The sequence below is a fragment of the Immundisolibacter sp. genome (assembly GCF_028696615.1).
Classification (GTDB): Bacteria; Pseudomonadota; Gammaproteobacteria; order Immundisolibacterales; family Immundisolibacteraceae; genus Immundisolibacter.
On the sequence record NZ_JAQVGQ010000281.1, the window covers coordinates 1 to 2,998 of the forward strand.

Consider the following 2,998-nt stretch of genomic DNA (forward strand, 5'->3'; position numbering starts at 1 on the left):
GATCGTGGACGCCTGGATGGCGCCCAACACCTGGACGCGCTCGAGGCCTACTTCGCCGCCCGCCCGACCGGCGTGGCGCCGGGACCGCAGGACCGCATCAGGCTGGGGCCGTCAGGGCCCTGAACAGGGCCGGGTTGATTCGGGGCGGGGATGCGCGGACGCGGCGACCGCCGGATCAATAGGGATAGCGCGGCCGAACGTTCGATAATGGCCACGGCCGCGCCACAGACTGGCGCGAGAACCGAGGAGACACGCCATGTCCGAAAGCCACTACCGGCCCGAGTATTCGCGCCCGGAAGCCAACCACGCCGAGTTGTACCGCAGTCCCGCCATCTTCGAGGAAGAGCTCGACAAGATTTTTCATGCCACCTGGGTGTACGTGGGCCACGACAGCGAAGTCCCCAACCCGGGCGACTACAAAACCAGCTTCATCGGCCGCGTGCCGGTGATCCTGTCGCGCGACGAGGCCGGCCGGATCCACGTTGTCGCCAACCGCTGCACGCACCGCGGCGCCACCGTGTGTGCGCGCGAGTTCGGCCACGCCGACAGCTTCGTGTGCCCCTACCACGCATGGACGTTTCGTCTGGACGGCAGCCTCGAGGCGGTCGGCCTGCCGCGCGGCTACAACGACGGCGAACTCGACTTCGCCGGTCTTGGCCTGCCGGCGGCGCCGCGCATCGGCAGCTACCGCGGCTTCGTGTTCGCCAGCCTCAATCCCGACGTGCACGATTTCGACACGCACATCGGCCGCGCCAAGAAGTACATCGACTACTACTGCGACCTGTCGCCGAGCGGCCAGATCACCGTCGGGCGCACCGGCATCTACAAGCACCGTTACCGCGGCAACTGGAAGGCGCAGCTCGAGGGCAGCGTCGAGGGCTACCACGTCTGGCACAACCACCGCACCGCCATCGACATCATGGCCAAGTGGGTACCGGTCATGAAGCAGTACCAGAACCTGCCCATGAAGGCCTACGACCTCGGCTTCGGCCACAACATCATCGAAAACTACACGCTGACCGATGCGCAGGTGCATGAGCGCTGGCCGGCCGAGTTCATCGAGCAGCTGATCGCCGCCCACGGCCGCGAGCGGGCCATGGACGCCCTGCGCCACCGCTTCAACATCGTGTTGTTCCCGAACATGGCCATCCTCGAGTACCACGTGCGGGTGATCCGGCCGCTGGCCGCCGACCGCACCGAGGTGCGCCAGTACCACACCTCGCTGAGCGGCGCGCCGGCGGAGCTGAACCTGCGCCGTGTGCGCGAGCACGAGTTCTTCTACGGCCCCGGCGGCTTCGGCGGGCCGGACGACCTGGCCACCTTCGACCGCATCCAGCAGGGCATGGAGGCGTACACCGCGCCGTGGGTGCTGTTCAACCGGGGCATCAAGTCCGAGCAGATCACCCCCGACGGCTTGCGCTATGGCCACCACACGCAGGAGACCCAGCAGCGCGCGCCCTACTACGAGTACCGGCGCCTGATGGAAGGCAGACCGCCGGCGCCTAGCCGCATTCGCCTCGCGGCGGCCGGGTGACGGCCATGAACCAGGCCGAGGCCGAAGCCTTTCTGTTCCGCGAAGTGCGCCTGCTCGACCGGCGCAAATTTCGCGACTGGCGGCAGTTGCTCACCGACGACGCCATCTACTGGGTGCCGAACGGCGACCCGGACAGCGACCCGCAGCGGCACTGCTCCATCGTCTACGCCACGCCGGCGATGGTGGATGATCGTCTGGAACGCGCCGAGAGCCCGTTCTACTGGGTGGGCGACCCGCCCATCCGCAGCGTGCACACGGTGAGCAACGTGCTGCTGGAACGCGTCGACGCGACCCAAGCCGAGCTCGCCTGCAACCAGGTGATCTATCTCTACCGGGACAACGACCAGCGGCGAGACCAGCCGCTCGACGTGCTGCCGGCGCAGTGCGACTACCGCCTCAAGCGCGCGGGGGACGGCTGGCGCATCGCTTACAAGAAAGTCGCGCTGCTGACCGGCGACGGCCTGGTGCCGCTGCTGCCGCCGATTATTTGAATCGATACGGAAAACTCCGTCCCTGGAATTTTTCCGCTCGCCGCAGCGCGGTACACGCCCGCGCTGCGGCCCCTGAATAACGGCTCATGCCGTTGATTCAGGCTCGGAGCATTCTGCCCCGGCGGGTCGAACCCAGGTTAGCCGGCCGCCACCCGCACCAACCGCTGCCGGTAGGCGTAGTACAGCGCCGGCACCACGATCATGGTGAGGAAGGTCGAGAACAGCGTGCCGAAGATGACGCTGATGGCGAGCCCGCGGAACACCGGGTCCAGCAGCATGACGGTGGCGCCCAGGATGTTGGTCAGCGAGGTCAGCACGATCGGCCGCAGGCGCAGCGCGCAGGCAGTGCGCATGGCCTCGCGCAGCGTCATGCCCTGCGCCTCGGCGTCGCGACCGAACTCGATGATCAGCAGCGAGGCCCGCACCACCATACCCACCAGCGCGATGATGCCGACCATGGAGGCGCCCGAAAACTCGGCACCCATCAACCAGTGCCCCGGAAACACGCCGATGAAGGCCAGCGGCAGCGCCGCCAGCGCCACCAGCGGGATGGCGAACGAGCGGTAATAAGCCACCAGCATCAGATACACCACCGAGATCGCCAGCAGCAGCGCATAGGTCATGTCGCGGTAGGCGTCGAGCATCATGCGTGTCTCGCCTTCCCACAGCATGTTGGTGCCGCCGATGGTGTCCGGCGGCTCGTCGTAGAGGCCGAGATTGCCCACGCGCAGCCCACCGGCGCCGGCGTCGATGGCGCGCAGGCGCCCATTCAGCCCCAGCACCGCGTACAAGCCGGCGCCGGTGAGGTACTCGCCGCCGACGAACACCACACGCTCGTTGTCCTTGTGCTGGATCGGCTCGTCCTCGAGCGCATCCTGCACCCGCACCAGCTCGGACAGCGGCACCACCTGCCCGGCGGCGTTGCTGAGCTGGATGCGGTCGAGTTCCTGCGGGCGCAGTTCGTCCCGCCGCG

The 2,998-nt window shown here is 67.6% G+C and carries 3 protein-coding genes; 2 read left to right on the forward strand and 1 reads right to left on the reverse strand.

The genetic code is table 11. The features are described 5' to 3' along the window. The first annotated feature begins 256 nt into the window (after positions 1-256). Both PHC73_RS13200 and PHC73_RS13205 read left to right on the forward strand, forming a co-directional pair. Entirely contained in the window at positions 257-1,534 is a 1,278-nt protein-coding gene (locus PHC73_RS13200) for an aromatic ring-hydroxylating dioxygenase subunit alpha (RefSeq protein ID WP_300129179.1), read from the forward strand. Positions 1,535-1,539: 5 nt separating this feature from the next. After that, positions 1,540-2,025 carry an aromatic-ring-hydroxylating dioxygenase subunit beta gene (locus PHC73_RS13205; RefSeq protein ID WP_300129183.1) on the forward strand — a complete coding sequence of 162 codons (486 nt, stop codon included), beginning with the start codon at positions 1,540-1,542 and terminating at the stop codon, positions 2,023-2,025. Between the two features lie 137 nt (positions 2,026-2,162). Here the strand turns inward: PHC73_RS13205 and PHC73_RS13210 are convergent. Continuing rightward, the coding region (locus tag PHC73_RS13210; RefSeq protein ID WP_300129186.1) for an efflux RND transporter permease subunit at positions 2,163-2,998 on the reverse strand (836 nt) is incomplete at its 5' end.

What these genes read in the sequence shown, in the direction of transcription:
- PHC73_RS13200 (WP_300129179.1), top strand. Translation starts at nt 257, where the DNA reads ATGTCCGAAAGCCACTACCGGCCCGAGTATTCGCGCCCGGAAGCCAAC.
- PHC73_RS13205 (WP_300129183.1), top strand. Translation starts at nt 1,540, where the DNA reads ATGAACCAGGCCGAGGCCGAAGCCTTTCTGTTCCGCGAAGTGCGCCTG.